This is a genomic window from Leptospira mayottensis 200901116, from assembly GCF_000306675.2.
Classification (GTDB): Bacteria; Spirochaetota; Leptospiria; order Leptospirales; family Leptospiraceae; genus Leptospira; species Leptospira mayottensis.
Window position 1 is genome coordinate 2012501 of record NZ_CP024871.1, and the last position, 13587, is coordinate 2026087.

Genomic DNA, 13587 nt, shown 5'->3' on the forward strand with positions numbered 1-13587 from the left:
GTTGAAGACTTGAAGAACGCAAACCGGATTGTCTTTCAATCCAATCAAATTTTAAAATCGGAATTCGGGATCGATTTTGTCACTGTTCAGTGCGAGACAGAGGATTTAACGGATCGGATTGCGAATCTTTCCGTTTCTCACGGGATCCATGATCGTGGGCATTCCCACTCACATTGAAATTATTTTATTATATATACCTAAAGAAATCCATCTTCTTGAAAGTTTTACGTTTTAAAATTGCTTTTCACCGTTAAACATAGTAATAGGGTTTCTACATTAGAATTGTTGCAATATAAGAATCCTATGCCAATTCATCGAACGTGAGTTACATATTTAAGTTCCTTTTTGTAAAGCTTGTATTGAGTACGAAGTGTAAAGGATGTATGGGTACGTTTATTTCAACAATTCTATTTTACTTTAAATTCCAAGTGACATTCAAATCCGTACAAAAAGGGAAGAGTTATAATTTATAGCTATGAGAATTAAAGAACGATTCATTCTGATTTTAATAATGGGAACCTTATTCTATTGTATGACAAAACAAAACAAAACACGATAACTTTTGAATCGATAAAAAACGGACATCATTTGGAACAAGTTCCTTTGGTTTCTTTGGACGAATTTTTTAAATATTGGTTACGAAATCAAAAATATGCAAAGATGATGGGAATTAATTTTGAAAAACTTTTTGAAGATAAAGAGTTTCAATACTTCGGAAGAAAAGAATGGGATGATTCTTTGTTTCCCACTCTTAGCAAGCCGCGTTTTTTCAAAATTCAAAAAGAGATTTTAAACGAACAATTTCCCAATTATGAATCGGTTTTTAGAGATGAGCTTCAAGGATATCTTCAGAATCGAGTTCTTCCCGAATCGGATTGGAATTTTTATAAGAAAACCAAAACAGCAAATCGGGAAAATTGTAACCCTTTCTATCAGCTTTCTCTTATAGATAAAAAGATAATCGTTACGATGAAGTGGGACGTAGAAAATTGTAAAGAACTCTCATCTCTTGCAGACAAAAGTTACCGATTGGTGTATGACTTAAGTTTGAAGATTAAGTAATGTGAGTCTCGGTGTAATAAATACGAAAGTGATTATTATGTTGCGATCCATGGTGAGCAGCATTGAGGTCCAACCTTTGCAAGCAAAGGCTGGATTTGCCCAAACTTTCTTATATCGAACTCCGTTAAGTAATGTCGAAAAAGAATTTTATTTTTGCTTTATACACTATCTCAAAAATATCTTAGAATGATTGGAATCGGCGTTTTAAGCAAAAACAAAGTATTTTTGAAATAGTTTCATCTGCAATTGTCTATGGAACCCATCTCGACGGTTTCTTAAAAATCATAAAACCAAAGCCGATTTTTCCAAGGATCTAAAACAGAAACATACTTTGAGTCCTGAATCTCGATCGTAAATCCTCTGGAAAGCAAAAGAACCTTTAAATTCTCCCACTCTACCTTCCCTATTTGAAACGTTAATGTTCCAGGACTGACCGGACAATTTTCAGATTCTTTACTGAAAATTAAAATTCCTTTTTCGTCCGACCAGAGAAGTTCCGAGTGTGTTTCGGAACTGACTATTATTCTTAAACCGAAAAGCTCGGAGTAAAGATTTGCGGATACGGAGCAATCCGTGGATTGAAAGTTAGACGCGTAAAATCGAATCATTTTTTTAAGAAAGACGATCATCCTTCGCAATTTTCAAATTCATTATTTTCATTTTAAAAGAATGCGACTTTCTATCCGTTTAATTGGTTGTCTAAAGAGTAAAACCCAAAAAACTGGAAGAAGAATTTTTTGTGAGAATCATATGGCAGCAGACCAGGAAGACTACGTTCGCATATTTGATACCACTCTTCGGGACGGAGAACAATGTCCCGGAGCCGCGATGACGGAAAACGAAAAATTGGAAATCGCCGCCCAACTCGCAACAATGAAAGTGGACATTATAGAAGCCGGATTTCCAATTTCTTCTCCCGTTCAATTTCAGGCCGTGGAAAGAATCGCAAGAGAAACGGAAGGACCGATCATCGCTGCTCTTGCCAGAGCCATGAAAGCCGACATTGAAGCCGCATTTAAAGCCCTACAACCTGCAAAAAAAAGAAGAATTCATACGTTCGTTGCTTCCTCTCCGATCCATATGAAACACAAACTTGGAAAAGAACCCAAAGAAGTTTTAAAAATGGCAATAGAGGCCGTGACTCTCTGTAAACAACTTGTAGACGACGTGGAATTTTCCCCCGAAGACGCAACCAGAAGTGAACCAGAATTTTTAAGAGAACTCTGCGAAGCAGTAATCGCCGCTGGTGCAACTACGATCAATATTCCGGATACCGTCGGTTATACTACCCCGGCCGAATATGGCGGTCTTTTTAAATTCTTGCTCACGAACGTGAGAGGGGCTGAAAAAGCGATTTTTTCCGCACATTGCCACAACGATTTAGGGCTTGCCACCGCAAACTCTTTGGCAGCAGTTCAAAATGGTGCTCGCCAAATAGAATGTACGATCAACGGTATCGGAGAAAGAGCTGGTAACACCGCCATGGAAGAAGTGGTTATGGCAATGCGGACTAGAAAAGATACGTTCGGAATTCAGACTCGGACCAAAACAGAAGAAATCGCACGGGCTTCCTATCTTGTAAAAACGATTACGGGAATGCTAGTGCAACCGAACAAAGCAATCGTAGGAGCAAACGCTTTCGCACACGAATCTGGGATTCATCAAGATGGAGTTATCAAACACAGAGAGACCTACGAGATTATGAAACCTGAAACTGTCGGACTTTCTTCCAATAGAATGGTTCTTGGAAGACATAGTGGTCGTGCAGGATTCAAGGACCGAATCGTAAAACTTGGCTTTTCTCCTCAAGCGGAAGAATTAGAAGCCGCTTACCAAAGGTTTTTGGAAATTGCGGACAGAAAAAAGGAAATCTATGACGAAGACATTCGCGCTCTTTTTTCCGAAGAAACCAGAAAGTCGACGGGCGACCGTTTTCAATTGGAAGGTTTTACTGTTTCCACGGGAACCAAAAGTACTCCAACCGCAGGTGTGAGAATTTTGATCGACGGACATGTCAGAGAAGAATCCTCTACGGGAGACGGTCCGGTAGACGCGATCTATAAAGCAATCCAGAAAACGACCGGAATGGATCCGGAAGTTTCCAGACTCGTTATTTCTCCCGTTACTGAAGGACAAGACGCAATGGCGGAAGCTTCCGTGACTTTGCAATACAAAGGAGATCGTGTCGTCGGCAAAGGAAGTTCCACGGACATTGTCGAAGCCTGTTCCAGAGCTTATATTTCCGCACTGAATCGGTTTTAATTTTTTTTAGAATATTCAAAACTTTTGAAATCTAAAACAAAGTGATCTATTTAATCGTGACTATGTGACAAAAACTTACCCGCGCGAATTATTGTATTCTAATTCCCACGTTGTTTTTTTAATAAATCGTCCACTCTCTTTTTAAAACCAATCCAGTCCTGCGGGTGAGTGTTATACCAACGAGGACAATCCTTCCATCCGACTATACCTTGATGGGTCCATAGGTCGTTTGCGTCTAAGTTGTATTTAAAGCATAGCTGAGCGGTAAGTCTAGCCGCGCTATCTAGAGTTTTTTCAGTAAACTTTCCCATCATATCCTGAACGCACTGCTCAATTCCGATCGTATAAAAATTAGGACTATCCGGACCTAAACGTTTTTCTTTTTCAGGAGTGTAAGTTTTACTACCGCAATGATATGCGATTTCATCCAAAGGAATACACTGTACAATTTCCCCAACGAGTCCTACTGCAAAATGTGCACTTGCAAAACGACCTTCCGGAGCTTTCAAACTTTCAAAATAATCGCGAATGTTCTGAGCCGTAGCTTTCGGTAAAGCCGTCCAATGCAACACTATCCCTTTCACTTCTTTTATTTTATCCCCCGGTCTGCTATGTGGATTTGGAGTTAGAAAATCCTGTTTTATATGCAAGTCGGTTTGAATCATGCATAACCTCTCTATAATTAGAATTATAATAAATTATAGACTATAAACGAAACGATAACAAGTTACATACTTTGAATATTTATAATATTTCAACAAAAAATATTCTATAATAAATTACTTAAGTATCCCACATACCTATAGATTTAATCAGAACATTAAAAGCATATCTTAAAAACCTTAAAATAAATCAGTTACAATGATTCAGTAAGTTCGTAATAAAATATAGAAATTACCACAAATTACGTCCTTTGGCAGTTTACGAGCTTTCGGGTATATTTTATAATTGTTACGTTCCCGTCAAAGGCTCCTATATTCCGAAGTTTTTAAGACATGCTCTAAATAAATTTTTCTCATCCCTCTCTATAAATTTTTCAGAACCCAAAACGAACACAACAAAAGAAATACAAATCGAAAGGCTCAAAGAAACAATGAATAAAATCTTCACCTTAAAAACACATAATTAATACGAAATAATCAACCTCAAAATCAAGATTGTTAAAAAATTCAATATTTATAATATACAAAATCTATTTGAACTCGCTTAGATTTCACGGTCAATGCGGCAAAAAAATCGGGAAGTTACCATGTAGGAAGTTGTCCTGCATAAAACGAATCTTAACGTAAAAACAGAAATCTAACTTTTAATGCAGCTGAACGAATCGTAATTCTCGAAAAATTATCGGATACTTTCGATAAAATAAATGGCACCTTATTTCCGATTTTCCCGCTTTGATCGGTGCAATTCCAATTTCCTAATCCGGAAAAAATGCATCTCGCGAACAAGGTTCAGTCAAGTTATTTGGTATCAAATAAAATAGGCGTAAAATGTAGCGATGTATCTGTATAAAAATCGAAAACGATTTTTAAAGATTCAACATAATTCTCTTGCCCGTTTTTTAATCCGTTTTCAAGATAGAAAGGAAAGATTTTCCCAAAAAAGGTTTGTTATGAAATATTCAGAAATTTTCCAACCGATCCGAATCGGTTCGATCACTCTTCCGAACAGAGTCATTATGGGCTCAATGCATTTAGGATTGGAAGGAATGCCAATGCCTGTGGAAAGAATGATCGCATTCTACGGTAGACGTTTTGACGGAGGCGCTTGTTTTATCACGACAGGAGGAATCGCCGTCAACCACGCAGGAAGGGGGGCCAATGTTTTCTTTAATTTTCAGAAGGAAGAAGACTGCAAGGAATTATCCGTCGTAGCAAACACACTCAAACCAAAAGGAATTTTTTGTGCTCAACTCTTTCACGCAGGAAGATACTCATATCATAGAGACCTAGTCGCTCCTTCTGCATTAAGAGCTCCTATTAACCGCTTTATTCCAAAAGCCCTTTCTGAAGAAGAAGCCTGGAAAACCGTAGAAGATTTCGGAGACTCTGCACTTAAAGCGAAAGAAGTGGGCTTCGGTGCCGTAGAAGTGATGGGAAGCGAAGGTTACTTAATAAACCAGTTTTTTTCTCCCGTTACAAATCATAGAGAGGATTTCTTTGGCGGAAGTCCCGAAAAAAGAATGAACTTTGCGATCGAAGTTATGAAAAACGTACGTAAAAAGGTGGGAAAAGATTTTCCGGTAATTTATCGTATGTCTGGAATTGATTTGATCCCAGGCAATCCGACTTTTGAAGAAGTGATCATTCTTGCTGAAAAGCTAAAAGCGACAGGCGCCGATGCACTCAACATAGGAATCGGTTGGCACGAATCCAGAATCCCTACAATTTCCATGCTCGTCCCCAGAGGTGCCTGGGCAAAAATTTCCGGAAAAATCAAAGAAAAAATCAAGGATATTCCGATCATCGCATCTAACCGAGTCAACATGCCGGAAGTTATGACTCGGATTCTAAAAAACCACGAAGCTGATATATTAAGCATGGCGAGACCTTTTTTAGCAGATCCTGATATTGTAAACAAGATCCGAGCAGATCAAGAAGAAAGGATCAATACCTGCATCGCCTGCAACCAGGCTTGCTTAGACCATACATTCAAAGAACAATTGGTCTCCTGTTTGGTCAATCCTTCCGCCAATAGGGAACTTGAAATTGGTAAATTGAAAGCAGCAGACAAAAAACACGTGGTAGTAGTCGGTTCCGGACCTGGAGGACTTGAATCAGCAAGAATCAGTGCGATCCGGGGCCATAAAGTAACCGTGCTAGAAGCAACCGATAAGATCGGAGGGCAACTTAACCTTGCCGCGCAAATTCCGGGGAAATCGGAATTTTTTGAAACGATTCGTTATTTCAAGAACGAACTTAAAAATTTAGGAGTGGAAATTCACTTCGATCATCATGCCACGTTAGACAGCATTATAGAACTCAGACCAGATGCCGTTATTTTTGCGACTGGGGTCAAACCAAGAGAATTTTCCCTTCCGGGAATGGAAAAAAAGAAAACGGCTTCTTACGCAGATTATCTTTCCGGAAAATTCAGGCCGGGAAATCAGGTGGCAATTATCGGAGGAGGAGGAATTGGTTGTGACGTAGCTCATAAGCTTACGGAAGAAGATTCCCCTACGATTGATTCCTACTTCCATCGCTACAATGTGAAATCTTATACGAATGCACAAATCCAAAAAGAAAAACCGAATCGTAAGGTTTCCATTTTTCGAAGATCCGGAAAAATCGGATCCGGTCTTGGAGCGACAACCGCCTGGGCTTTACTTCAAGAACTGGAATCGAAAGATGTCGGATTTTACACTTCTCTCAATTATAAAGAAGTCACGGATCAAGGACTGGTCGTTGAAACCAAAAAAGACGGACCGATCACAATCGAATGCGATTCTATCATTCTTTGTGCAGGACAACTCAGCGAGGTTTCCCTTTACGAAGAATTCAAGGCGAAATTCCCGGAAATTCCGTCTTACCTGATCGGAGGTGCAAAGGATGCCTCCGGAATCGATGCCAAACGCGCGATGTTAGAAGGATTTGAGGCAGCGATCGGAATCGGAGTAAATTAAAATTATCGATTTCCGACTTTTTTCATTTCATTCACTTCTCCTCTCAGACGGTACAAAAACCGTACGAGTAGGAGGAGAATCCTTTGTTTTACAAGCTTATCTTTGTCCTTTCCATCTCAACTCTCATCAAGTGTTATTCCGATTTGCAATCTGTAAATCACGAGAAAGATTTTCAAGATCTTTCCGGTTCCTGGGAAGTATATACTGGCTCTGCTCAAAGTCTATTTAAAAACGAATTCAATTTGGATCTTTGGAAAACCGTTCCCGTTCCATCCAATCTAAAAAATTTCGTAAACTTTTCGACAGATCCGATTGTACTTCGAAAGCGTTTTGAACTGAAGACTTCCATCTATTTCCCGCTTTCTATTTCCTTAGGAAAAATTTCGGATCATGTACAAGTCCGATGGAACGGACAAGAACTTTCAGAAGAATTGTTTGCGGATTATCAAAATTCAAAACCTCAAGGTTACGATCGAACCAGAATCTATTCAATTTCAGAAAAAAGAATCCTACAAAAAAATGAAATACTCGTTTTCGTTCGACCTTATTTCGACTATGAATACGGAATTCTTTCAGGACCGATTGAAATCGGTCCCTCCGGAGTAATCTGGAAAAGATTTTATCTTCGCGAAATCGGCGGACTTTTGATATCCGGTTCCTTTTTGTTAATCGGCGGATTTTTTTTATTTCTTTCCTTGAGAGAAAAAAAGAGAGAAGAAAACTTTTATTTTGGATTGTTTCTGATTTTATTTGCCCTATTTCAGATTTTCCTTTCGGATTTAAAATACCTCGCCGGATGGAAAGTCCTCTATTTAAAGAAAATCGAATATTCTCTTCTTACGTTCCTATTTCCACTTTTTTGCAGATTTCTAAATTCTCTTTTTAAAAAGGTGCGTACCAAATTTCATACTCTTTTGGAAATCGTAACCTTAGTGATATTCATCTGGATCCTGTTTGCACAAACCGTCTCACATTTAGATACGATCAATCGATATGTTCTTCAGGTTTCTTGGATTGGGTTCGTTTATCTTAGTTTTAAAATTCTCGGTCTGAAAAAAAATTTCGAATCCAAAATGATTCTTTTTGGAGTTCTATTTTTATTGATCTGTGTAGGAATCGACGCATTTTCCCAAAGGGGAATGTTCGAAATTGCTCGTCTTTCCGGATTGGGGGTTTCTGGGTTTTTATTTTTTTTAACTTTGATTCTCGCGAATAAATTCGTAAAAATGAAAGAAAAATTAAGGTCTTGGAATCGGGTTTTGGAAACTGCGATTCGAAATAGGACCCAAGAGCTTTCTTCAAGTCTGGAAGAAATTCGAAATCTTAAAGAACAACAAGATGGAGACTACTTTTTAATTACTCTTCTATTTCAACCCTTTCTATCCAAAAGTCTCAAAACAGATCTTGCGCGGATCGATGTCCATAGAAAACAGTTTAAGAATTTTCAATTTAAGAATCGGACTTACGAAATTGGCGGGGATATTGTGTTAAACGAGCAGGTCCTCATATCGGGTGTTCCGTATCAAGTCTTGATCAACGCTGATGCGATGGGAAAATCGCTTCAAGGCGCAAGTGGGGCGTTAATTTTCTGTTCCATCGTAAAAAGTTTTTTACAAACTCAGGACTATGAATTTAGAAATCCGGAGAATTGGCTTTTTCTTCTTCACTCCAACCTTCAAGCTGTTTTCGAATCTTTTGATGGAAGTATGCTCGTTTCCGGAATTCTTTCCTTATACCAAATTGAAACCGGAGATTTATTCTTTATCAATTGTGAACATCCTCCGATCGTTCTCTCTCGAAACGGGAAAACAAGCTATGTTTTCGAAAGGGCCATCCTGCGAAAGATCGGCTTTCCTGATTCGAATGAGAAGGTAAAAGTCGAATACTACAAACTTTTGCCGGAGGACACAATTCTTTACGGTTCAGATGGTAGAGAAGATTTATACATGCAAGATCCATTGTGTTCTTCTCGAAAACTAAAATCTTCGGTCCCGGATCTATTTTTCGAGTTGATCCGATATTCCATACCAGAACCCAAAGATCTGGAGTTTAAAATTACTGAAAAAGGTGTTCTTTCAGACGACTTGAGCTTTTTAAGAATTCAAACCGGTTTTGAAACAGTTTTCAACAAAAGTCTTTCCGAATGCAAAACATTGGTCCAAGAAGGGAACAAATACCTTCAAAAGGGAGAATTTCAAAAAGCCTGTTTTCAATACGCAAGGGCTTCGATCCAAAACCCTGGAGATTTGAAGTTATCAAGGCTCGTTTTGCTTTTGGCGAAGAAATCCGAGAACTTAAGACTTGTTCGTTTCTTTTCTGAAAAAATTGCTTTGAGAACCGATGGACTTGAAATTCAAACACCTAAAAATTCTTCCTAAAAAGAGATCTATACTGTTTACAAGTTGAAAGTATACAAAACTCAAAAATAGACCCAAATTAAAAAAAAATTAAATATTAGTAAAATTATAAGAAAATTTTGTTGAATTTATTTCAAAATAAATCAAAAAGACACAATTAATCCATTCTTTAACGAAGATTCGGGCAGCTTTGCAGGAAAGAATAATTCCGGAAAATCAATTATTCCGCTCTTCCGGATATCTCTTAATGCCAGCTCGTTTGCTGGGATAGAATCCAATCTTTTTCTGTAAAAGGAGAGAGTTTGGATTCCATCCCGGAATTTTTAGCTTTTAGGATAAAGAGAATGTATGAAAATATATTCGGGCGCAATTAGCTCCTCGAAGTCAAATCAACCATTTCTATTTGTAACAAAAAACGGGTTCAAAAGAAAAATTCTAATTTACGAGCCCCAGAAAGTTTTAGAAACCGCTTTGGCCTATGGTTTTGAAAAAAATGTTTTAATCATTTCTTATAACCTACTTTTAGATCACACTGGAGATTCAATACTTGCAGAAAACGGTTATCTTCCATTTTCTGCCAGGTTTTATGAAATTTTCATTCAAGATTCTTGGTTCTTTTTATCCAATCGAATCGAAACCTTTCTCAGAGAACGAGAGCAAATGAATCTAATTTTCACGGCGACTCCAAAATAAAATTCTGATTGAGTTAAACAGTGCTCAATTTACTCTGAAAATGGTCTATATTCCGGTATTTTTCTCTAACTGATTCCTACCAGAATTTTTATTTTATCCCCCACTTGGAGCATCTATGAAAACTAGAGTGATTACTTTCCATTACACCCTTCACGATACCGAAGGCAACTTAATCGATTCTTCCGAAGGTAAAGCTCCGCTTTCTTATCTGGAAGGAGTCGGGCATATCATCTCCGGTTTAGAAGAAGAGATGAAAAAAATGGAAACCGGCGAAAAGAAAAAGATCAACGTTTCCGCGGAGAATGCTTATGGTATAAAAGATCCCGATCTTGTTTTTGACGTCCCTAGATCCCAGTTTCCACCCAACGAAGATTTACAAATAGGAATGATGTTTCAAACCGATGAGCCGGATAAGGTTTTTACAATCACCGAACTTCAGGAAGAATCAGTTATCGTAGATGGAAATCATCCTCTTGCAGGAATAAATCTAGTTTTTGACGTAGAATTGACTGGAATTCGTGAAGCTACCGAAGAAGAAATCTCACATGGACACGTTCACGGAGAAGGTGGTCACCACCACCACCATTGAGAGTCGTTACCGACATGTCCTGGAAAGAAGAATTGAATGCCGCTCAATTGGAAGCAGTCCTTACCCAGGAGGGACCGGTACTTGTTTTAGCAGGTGCCGGAACCGGCAAAACGAAAACCATCGTCAGTCGATTGGCGCAGCTAGTTTCTTCGGGCGTTTCCACCTCATCCATTCTACTTTTGACATTTACTCGCAAGGCCGCCAGAGAAATGCTTCTCAGAGCATCTTCTATTGGAGACAAAAGGTGTGCCGAGGTTCAAGGCGGAACTTTTCATTCTTTTTGTAGCGGAGTCCTACGAAGATTTGCCCCGGTTCTCGGAATATCCTCCGGTTTCACGATTTTGGACGACTCCGATACCTTAGACGTGTTTCAATTTTTAAGAAACGAAAAAGATTTTGGCAAAACCAAATCCCGCTTTCCTTCCAATGAAACCTTGATTTCCATTTACGGTGAAATTCAAAACACGGGAAGAACTCTCCAATCTGTATTAGAAAAAGATTATCCTTTGTTTTTACAAAGAACAAAAGACATCTCCCAAATTTTCGAAGACTATAAATCATATAAAACAGAACGCTCTCTTTTGGATTACGACGATCTACTCTATTTTACTAGAGATCTTCTTACCAATCATCCGGGAGTCAGAAACGCACTTTCCGAAAAATACAGATTCATCATGGTGGATGAATTTCAAGATACGAATAAGGTCCAAGCACATATCGCTTGTCTTTTAGCTTCGGAACATTCCAATTTGATGGTAGTCGGAGATGACGCTCAATGCATTTACACATTTCGTGGAGCTTCCGTACGCGGTATTTTAGATTTTCCTAAAATATTTCCGAATACAAAAACGATTTTTTTGGAAAAAAATTATAGAAGCACAACTGCGATCTTAAACCTAGCGAACGCAGTCCTTCAAAACTTTTCCGAAAAATACGATAAGTACCTTTTTACAGATAACGAAAATGGATCGACTCCGAACGTTCTGCAATTCGAAGACGAATTGGAGGAAGCTGAAGGAATCACAGAAATTCTTTTGCAAAAAAAAGAAGAAGGTATTCCCTTTAAAAAAATGTGTGTCCTTTTTCGCGCCGGATGGAACTCGAATCAACTCGAACTTGTTCTCTCAAAAAGGGATGTTCCATTCGTAAAATTCGGGGGAAGAAAGTTTATAGAAACAGCTCACATCAAAGACCTGCTTTCCTTTTTAAAGCTGCTCGTCAACCCCTTGGATTCTGTCTCTTGGATTCGAATTTTAAAACTGATTCCCGGAATTGGAAATTCTAAAGCTAACGGTATTTTAGATAAAATCCGAAAATCTTCCGGTTCTTTCGAAGTTCTTTTAGAAGAAAACGGAATCGCAATCGACAAATATATTTCTCCACTTTATCATCTCTATCAAAAACACAGGGAAACCAATTCGGAGGTAAAAAAGATCACTTCGGATTTTATCGATTATTATCGAGTTCTTTTAGAAAAGAATTACGACGATTCCAAGCGAAGATCTGAAGATTTAGATTCTGTTCTAGGATTTTCTTTGAAATATACTTCGCTCGGGGATTTTTTATCAGACCTTACGATGGATCACGGGTCCCTAAGTCTGGATAAAATCAAACCGGATAATACCGAAACCGATCTACTTCATTTATCTACTGTACATTCCGCAAAGGGATTGGAGTTCGATCTCGTTTTCATTTTAAATGCAACCGAAGGAGTTTTCCCTTCAAGCAAGAACACCGACACCGAAGAAGAAAGAAGGCTTTTTTATGTGGCGATTACAAGAGCCAGAAAAGAGTTATATTTTACAAGACCCTCTCTGGCTCATTCTAGATCCGGGCCATATTATACAAAACTATCCCGTTTTTTAAGCGAGATTCAATCTCCAGAAAAAGTCTACGAATTAAAACTTATACCAGGAAAATCCACACCACAATCTTTCTTTTCGACTAACGTCTCGTCCTCTAAAACCGCAAACGACTCTTTTTCCAGAATACAAGACTACTTCGGGAATTAAAATTCATGTCTTCCGTTTTCGAAAAACTAGACGAGGAATCGATAAAATCCACTGCACTGAATCTGCTGGAAAAAAGAATATTCGCATTTTATAAAATTCCCAAAGGAAAAATTTTAGTAGGAAAAAAAATCGAAGCTAAATTTTTTCCCTACTCTAATCTAGGAAGTTCCATCCGCATTTCGTCCGGAAAACTTGAATTTAAAATTCATTCGCTTTATTTGAAGTCGGAACCTGGAAATTTGGAAGCCGTAATTGACCTTCTTCTATATAAGTTACTAAAACAACCGATCCCCGATGAATTAGAATCCACGATTCGAAAATTTTACGAAAGTCACACGACACAAAAAAATCGTACGAACAAAAATAAAAAGAGAATCGAACACTCCACTATTCAAAATCAAAAACTTAGATTGATCCTGGAAAACGTCAACGAATCCTATTTGAAGATCGATCTTTCCGATCTCGAAATTTTTTGGGGAAAATCTAAGTCGACCACAAGACTCGGCCACTATGATCCAACACATAAAATGATCGTAATTAACCCGATTTTATCCCTTGAGTCTATTCCAAATTTCGTTTTAGAATACATCGTGTTCCACGAGTTGCTGCACGTTCACTTTCCGGTCGCCCGAAAAAAGGGAAGAAACGTTATCCACGGTAAGGAATTCAAAATATTCGAAAAAAAATTTTCGGATTATAAACGGGCGAATGCGTGGCTAAAATCCGAATTCTACCGAACGATGATTTTACATTGAATTCTCTAATTTCCTTATATTCTAAAAAAGAGGTGAATGATGCATCCTAAAGTATTTGAAACTCTTTATATACGTAAGAACTACGTGTACGAGGAATTAAAGAACCACCTAAAAGAAATGCAAAGCCTGAATTATCATTCTCTCGGAGAATACGACCGCGGAGTTTACGACGGTTACGTCCAAGCGATCACGGAAATCTTAAAGAAAATAGAAAGAAAGTTCTCGTAGGCTGGAT

Annotated in this window: 11 protein-coding genes and 1 pseudogene (1 of these 12 running past the window's edge); 10 read left to right on the top strand and 2 right to left on the bottom strand. The window is 38.2% G+C overall.

All coding sequences use genetic code 11. From position 1 onward, the window contains the following. Positions 1-177: the end of a cation diffusion facilitator family transporter gene (locus tag LEP1GSC190_RS09045; protein ID WP_004279646.1), read on the top strand. Its footprint begins 774 nt before the window's first position; the window shows 177 of its 951 coding nt (coding positions 775-951); its start codon lies off the left edge, out of view; it ends in the stop codon at positions 175-177. Positions 178-528: 351 nt separating this feature from the next. Continuing rightward, complete coding sequence (locus tag LEP1GSC190_RS09050; protein WP_004279607.1) at positions 529-1062, top strand: hypothetical protein; 534 nt, start codon at positions 529-531, stop codon at positions 1060-1062. 275 nt (positions 1063-1337) lie between these two features. On the opposite strand, the gene LEP1GSC190_RS09055 is transcribed toward LEP1GSC190_RS09050, so the two are convergent. After that, positions 1338-1670 (bottom strand): hypothetical protein, encoded by a 333-nt coding sequence (locus LEP1GSC190_RS09055; RefSeq protein WP_173380560.1) that lies wholly within the window; start codon positions 1668-1670, stop codon positions 1338-1340. A gap of 61 nt (positions 1671-1731) precedes the next feature. Here LEP1GSC190_RS09055 and LEP1GSC190_RS09060 point away from each other — a divergent pair, with 61 nt between their 5' ends. After that, positions 1732-3324, top strand: a complete 1593-nt coding sequence (locus tag LEP1GSC190_RS09060; protein ID WP_002761283.1) for a 2-isopropylmalate synthase — start codon at positions 1732-1734, stop codon at positions 3322-3324. Between the two features lie 98 nt (positions 3325-3422). Here LEP1GSC190_RS09060 and LEP1GSC190_RS09065 read toward each other — a convergent pair whose 3' ends face one another. After that, positions 3423-3989 carry a peptidoglycan recognition protein family protein gene (locus tag LEP1GSC190_RS09065; protein WP_002761279.1) on the bottom strand — a complete coding sequence of 189 codons (567 nt, stop codon included), beginning with the start codon at positions 3987-3989 and terminating at the stop codon, positions 3423-3425. 1013 nt (positions 3990-5002) lie between these two features. On the opposite strand from LEP1GSC190_RS09065, the gene LEP1GSC190_RS09070 reads away from it, so the two are divergent. The 7 genes and pseudogenes from LEP1GSC190_RS09070 (at position 5003) to LEP1GSC190_RS09100 (ending at position 13580) form a co-directional block, all read left to right on the top strand. Then, positions 5003-6946, top strand: coding sequence for an oxidoreductase (locus LEP1GSC190_RS09070; RefSeq protein ID WP_338034138.1), 1944 nt, complete (start codon positions 5003-5005; stop codon positions 6944-6946). Positions 6947-7029: 83 nt separating this feature from the next. Then, entirely contained in the window at positions 7030-9324 is a 2295-nt protein-coding gene (locus LEP1GSC190_RS09075) for a SpoIIE family protein phosphatase (RefSeq protein WP_004279336.1), read from the top strand. 327 nt (positions 9325-9651) lie between these two features. Then, a pseudogene (locus tag LEP1GSC190_RS09080) lies at positions 9652-10004 on the top strand (LIC14007 family protein). A 107-nt stretch (positions 10005-10111) separates the two neighbouring features. After that, positions 10112-10585: an FKBP-type peptidyl-prolyl cis-trans isomerase gene (locus tag LEP1GSC190_RS09085; protein WP_002745687.1), complete on the top strand. Its 474-nt coding sequence runs from the start codon at positions 10112-10114 to the stop codon at positions 10583-10585. A 14-nt stretch (positions 10586-10599) separates the two neighbouring features. After that, positions 10600-12597 (top strand): ATP-dependent helicase, encoded by a 1998-nt coding sequence (locus LEP1GSC190_RS09090; protein WP_002761287.1) that lies wholly within the window; start codon positions 10600-10602, stop codon positions 12595-12597. 5 nt (positions 12598-12602) lie between these two features. Next, complete coding sequence (locus tag LEP1GSC190_RS09095) at positions 12603-13352, top strand: SprT family zinc-dependent metalloprotease (RefSeq protein WP_004279688.1); 750 nt, start codon at positions 12603-12605, stop codon at positions 13350-13352. Positions 13353-13391: 39 nt separating this feature from the next. Then, on the top strand, positions 13392-13580 hold the full coding sequence (locus LEP1GSC190_RS09100; RefSeq protein ID WP_002761330.1) for a hypothetical protein: 189 nt from the start codon (positions 13392-13394) through the stop codon (positions 13578-13580). Positions 13581-13587: the final 7 nt, after the last annotated feature.

Excerpts from the sequence above, each read along its gene's own strand:
- LEP1GSC190_RS09055 (WP_173380560.1), bottom strand. The coding sequence starts at position 1,670 with ATGATTCGATTTTACGCGTCTAACTTTCAATCCACGGATTGCTCCGTA.
- LEP1GSC190_RS09060 (WP_002761283.1), top strand. The coding sequence starts at position 1,732 with ATGCGACTTTCTATCCGTTTAATTGGTTGTCTAAAGAGTAAAACCCAA.
- LEP1GSC190_RS09065 (WP_002761279.1), bottom strand. The coding sequence starts at position 3,989 with ATGATTCAAACCGACTTGCATATAAAACAGGATTTTCTAACTCCAAAT.
- LEP1GSC190_RS09070 (WP_338034138.1), top strand. The coding sequence starts at position 5,003 with ATGGGCTCAATGCATTTAGGATTGGAAGGAATGCCAATGCCTGTGGAA.
- LEP1GSC190_RS09085 (WP_002745687.1), top strand. The coding sequence starts at position 10,112 with ATGAAAACTAGAGTGATTACTTTCCATTACACCCTTCACGATACCGAA.
- LEP1GSC190_RS09090 (WP_002761287.1), top strand. The coding sequence starts at position 10,600 with ATGTCCTGGAAAGAAGAATTGAATGCCGCTCAATTGGAAGCAGTCCTT.
- LEP1GSC190_RS09095 (WP_004279688.1), top strand. The coding sequence starts at position 12,603 with ATGTCTTCCGTTTTCGAAAAACTAGACGAGGAATCGATAAAATCCACT.
- LEP1GSC190_RS09100 (WP_002761330.1), top strand. The coding sequence starts at position 13,392 with ATGCATCCTAAAGTATTTGAAACTCTTTATATACGTAAGAACTACGTG.